Below are 3,749 nucleotides of genomic sequence, written 5' to 3' on the forward strand. Positions count from 1 at the left end.
GCTTACAGGGGCACTCGGGCGGCCAATCCACGAATTGAGTGCCGCGAGGGCAAGGCCATAGGTCCATTCGGACGCAGACCCGAAAACGGACGCGCCATACGGATCGGCCGCCCGAGTGCCCCTGTAAGCAAGTGGCTACCAACTTCCCGTCACCTAAGAGAAAATTATTCTAGATTTGACCGAAAAATAGCAATCGACAAAGTCTACAAGTTTTATAGATTAACAGACGAGACGGAGGTCGATATGTCCTATATCCAGAACGCCCAGACGGATCGCAGTGGTCAGCGGGCGGCCAATGCCCAGACCTTCCGCCCGGCCTATGCCGGGGCTTTCGCCTATCTCGTCTTTGCCCTTGCGTTCGTGTTCACCGGGGCCGTTGTTCTGGGTCTTATTCCCTGAGTCGTCAGATCGACCGGGGTTAGCTGCCCCACCACTTACAGGCAATTGGAGTTGAATGAACCGAATCCTCGGCGTGCTTTCGCGCGCCCGACACCACGGAGGACATGGCAATGCCGATCGAGTTCACGCATATTCCCGGCAAGACCGCCGATGCCGCGGTTCCCTTTTTCTACGACTTTGCCGAGACCGCGACCAAGCTCGGGCTGATCGAGGACGGCGGCTTCCGCAAGATCGTCGTCGACGATTCGGCCGGACTGCTGACCAACATGGATCTTGCGGCCCAGGTGCTCGATCGCACCTCGTCGCTGGAAGTCGTGCTCACCCATTGGGCGGGCGTGGTCGAACCGACTGTGGCGGCCCGACAACTGGCGTCGATCGACAGGCAAAGCGGCGGACGCCTGGCGCTGAGAATGATCAGCGAGCCGCTGAGCGATGCCGACGCCGAAACACGGCCGGTCGGGCACACCGTCATCTGGCAGCGAATAGACGAATATCTGGTGCTGCTGAAGCGGCTGTGGTCGAACGACCGGCCCTTCGACCACGAAGGAACGTTCTACAGCATCAAGGGCGGCTACGTGCCGCGCAAGGGACCGCACGGCGCCGACCTGGTCATCCGCATGGGCGGGCAGTCCGGAACGGCGCTCAAGGTGGCCGGCCGGCATGCCGATGTCTTTGAACTGGCGCCGGGCTCGATCGACGAGATCCGGCAATTGATGGAGCGGGTGCGTCGCTCCGCCGCCGAACATGGCCGGGCCGGCAAGCTGCGCTTCGCGCTTCCGGTCGGGATTCACCAGGGTGCTTCCGCCTCCGGCCACAAGGCGGTCGATGTTGCCGGGCCGCCAGCCCAGGCCGCCCTGTCGCTGCTTGCCTATGCAGCCCTCGGGATCGATGAATTCATGATTGTCGGCGTCGACACGCCACGCGAGATCGCAACGCTCGGCCGGGAAACGATCGCCCTGCTGCGCAATTCGCTGGCGCGTCGCGAACACGAGGCATTCCAGCCTGGAGCATATGCGTCTCGTGCAGGATTGGAGACGCGCGCAACGGGCTGAAGTCCTTCAGCCTTTTGTTGCCTCGGGCCTGTCGCCAAGCCGCGACAGGCCTTCAATGACAGCGCCCGAATCCGCCAGCGCGCCGAAGACGCCATCTTCGACCGTCACCATATGAAGCGCGGCCTCGTGGGCTTGTTTGTCGCCGCTGGCGCAGGCGTCGGAAATCGTCAGGCATTGAAACTTGCGGTCGCAGGCTTCGCGCAGCGTGGTGTGGACGCAGACATCCGTCGTGCATCCGGAAAACATGAGATGCGTGATGCCTTGCGCGCGGAGCACAAGCTCGAAATCCGTATAGGTGAAGGCGCTGTTGCAGGTCTTGTCGACGATGATGTCGTGCGGTGCCACGTCGATCTCCGGAACGATCTGGAACCCCGTGCCCGAGCGCAGCAGGATATCGGTGCCGTCGAGACCGGAGCGCTTGCGGCGCCATTTTTCGTAAGGCGTCATATCGGCCATGTCGGCCCTATAGCCCTGCCTGGTATGGATGACCCTGACGCCGGCCCTGCGCGCGGCCGCGATCAGCCGGCTCACCGTCGGCAGGATCGCCCTCAGAGGCGACGGGTCATAGCCCTGCCTGGCGAAGTAGCCCGTCGTCGACAGGAAATCCTGCTGCAGGTCGATGACGATCAGCGCGGTGTTTTCGGCCACCAGCCTGCCGTCAAAGGGAAAGTCGAAGGGCGTTGCCTTGATCATCCGGGGGCTCCCTGCTTGGCCGCTACCATAGTGGATCAACGCGATGACACCAGATGCTGGGCGTCGTGCAGGCGTCGATAGATGCCGCCGGCACGGATCAGTTCGCTGTGCGACCCCTGCTCGACGACGCCCGACTCCGAGACGACGACGATGCGGTCGGCGCCGCGGATCGTTGCCAGCCGGTGTGCGATGACCAGCGTGGTTCGGCCCTCGGCAAGTTCGGCCAGCGACTTCTGGATTTCGCGCTCGGTCTCGGTGTCGAGCGCCGACGTCGCCTCGTCGAGGATCAGGATCGGCGGGTTCTTCAAGAACATACGGGCAATCGCCAGCCGCTGCTTCTGGCCGCCGGACAGTTTTACGCCGCGCTCGCCGATGATCGTATCATAACCGGCCGGCAGGCCTGATATCATGCCGTCGAGCTGCGCCCGCCGCGCGGCATCGGCGATGGCGTCGTCGGAGGCGCCGAGACGGCCATAGGCAATGTTTTCGCGGATCGAGCCGCCGAACAGGAAGACATCCTGCTGGACAATGCCGATCTGGCCGCGCAGCGAAGCGAGCGTCATGTCCCTGATATCGATGCCGTCGATGCTGATCCGCCCGGCGCTGACTTCGTAGAACCGCGGCAGCAGCGAGCATATGGTGGTCTTGCCGGCACCTGACGGCCCGACGAAGGCGATGGTTTCGCCGGCGCGGATGGTGAGATCGATATCCCTGAGCACCGGCTTGCCGTCGCCATAGCCGAAGCTCACACCGCGATATTCGATGGAGCCCTTGAGGCCGCTGGCGGTAACGGCACTGGGCCGGTCGGCGATGTCGGGTTCGGTGTCGAGCAACTCTGTGTAGCGGCGGAAGCCGGCAATGCCTTTTGGATAGGTCTCGATCACCGAATTGATCTTCTCGATCGGCCGCACGAAGACGCCGACCAAAAGCAGGAAGCCGACGAAGCCGCCATTGCTCAGGCCTCCCGTAATGACGAGGTAGCTGCCGGCAATCATGACCACGAGCTGGATCAGCCTTATGCCCATGTAGTTCAGCGAATTGCTGGCCGACATGATGCGGTAGGCGTCGAGCTTGGTCTGGCGGTAGCGCTGGTTGTCATGTGCGAACAGCGTGCGCTCATGCTCCTCGTTGGCGAAGGCCTGGACGACGCGCATGCCGCCGACATTCTCCTCGATGCGGACGTTGAAATCGCCGACACGCCGGTAGAGCGCCTGCCAGTTGCGCTCCATGCGGTCGCCGTAGCGCATCGTCACCCAGGCGATCAGAGGCACGATCACCGCCGTGATCAGCGCCAGATGCATGTTGACCGTGAACATCAGCACGAAGGCGCCGGCGAACGTCATGATGGCGATGAACAGGTCCTCGGGGCCATGATGCGCGATCTCGCCGATCTCCTCGAGATCCTTGGTGACGCGACCGACGAGATGGCCGGTCTTGTGGTTGTCGTAGAAGCGGAACGACAGTTTCTGCAGATGATCGAAGCTCTTGCGCCGCATCTCGGTCTCGATGTTGATGCCAAGCATGTGGCCCCAATAGGTGACGACCGCCATCAGCACCGTGTTGAGCAGATAGATTACCAGCAGCCCGGCCGAGGCGATGATGATC

Annotated in this window: 4 protein-coding genes; 2 read left to right on the top strand and 2 right to left on the bottom strand. The window is 62.6% G+C overall.

Annotated features, from left to right (window positions below):
- Positions 1–243 precede the first annotated feature (243 nt).
- The gene (locus tag EN994_RS22170; protein ID WP_013528960.1) at positions 244–399 is read left to right on the top strand and encodes a hypothetical protein; all 156 of its coding nucleotides are present in this window, start codon (positions 244–246) and stop codon (positions 397–399) included.
- Positions 400–509: 110 nt separating this feature from the next.
- Entirely contained in the window at positions 510–1,451 is a 942-nt protein-coding gene (locus EN994_RS22175; protein ID WP_013528961.1) for an LLM class flavin-dependent oxidoreductase, read from the top strand.
- A gap of 6 nt (positions 1,452–1,457) precedes the next feature.
- On the opposite strand, the gene EN994_RS22180 is transcribed toward EN994_RS22175, so the two are convergent.
- Positions 1,458–2,144, bottom strand: a complete 687-nt coding sequence (locus EN994_RS22180; RefSeq protein WP_063169486.1) for an isochorismatase family cysteine hydrolase — start codon at positions 2,142–2,144, stop codon at positions 1,458–1,460.
- Between the two features lie 35 nt (positions 2,145–2,179).
- Positions 2,180–3,749 (bottom strand): ABC transporter ATP-binding protein (locus EN994_RS22185; RefSeq protein WP_164746072.1); only part of this gene is annotated, 1,570 nt, incomplete at its 5' end.

The sequence above is a fragment of the Mesorhizobium sp. M7A.F.Ca.CA.002.09.1.1 genome, assembly GCF_003998555.1.
GTDB classification, from domain to species: Bacteria; Pseudomonadota; Alphaproteobacteria; order Rhizobiales; family Rhizobiaceae; genus Mesorhizobium; species Mesorhizobium ciceri.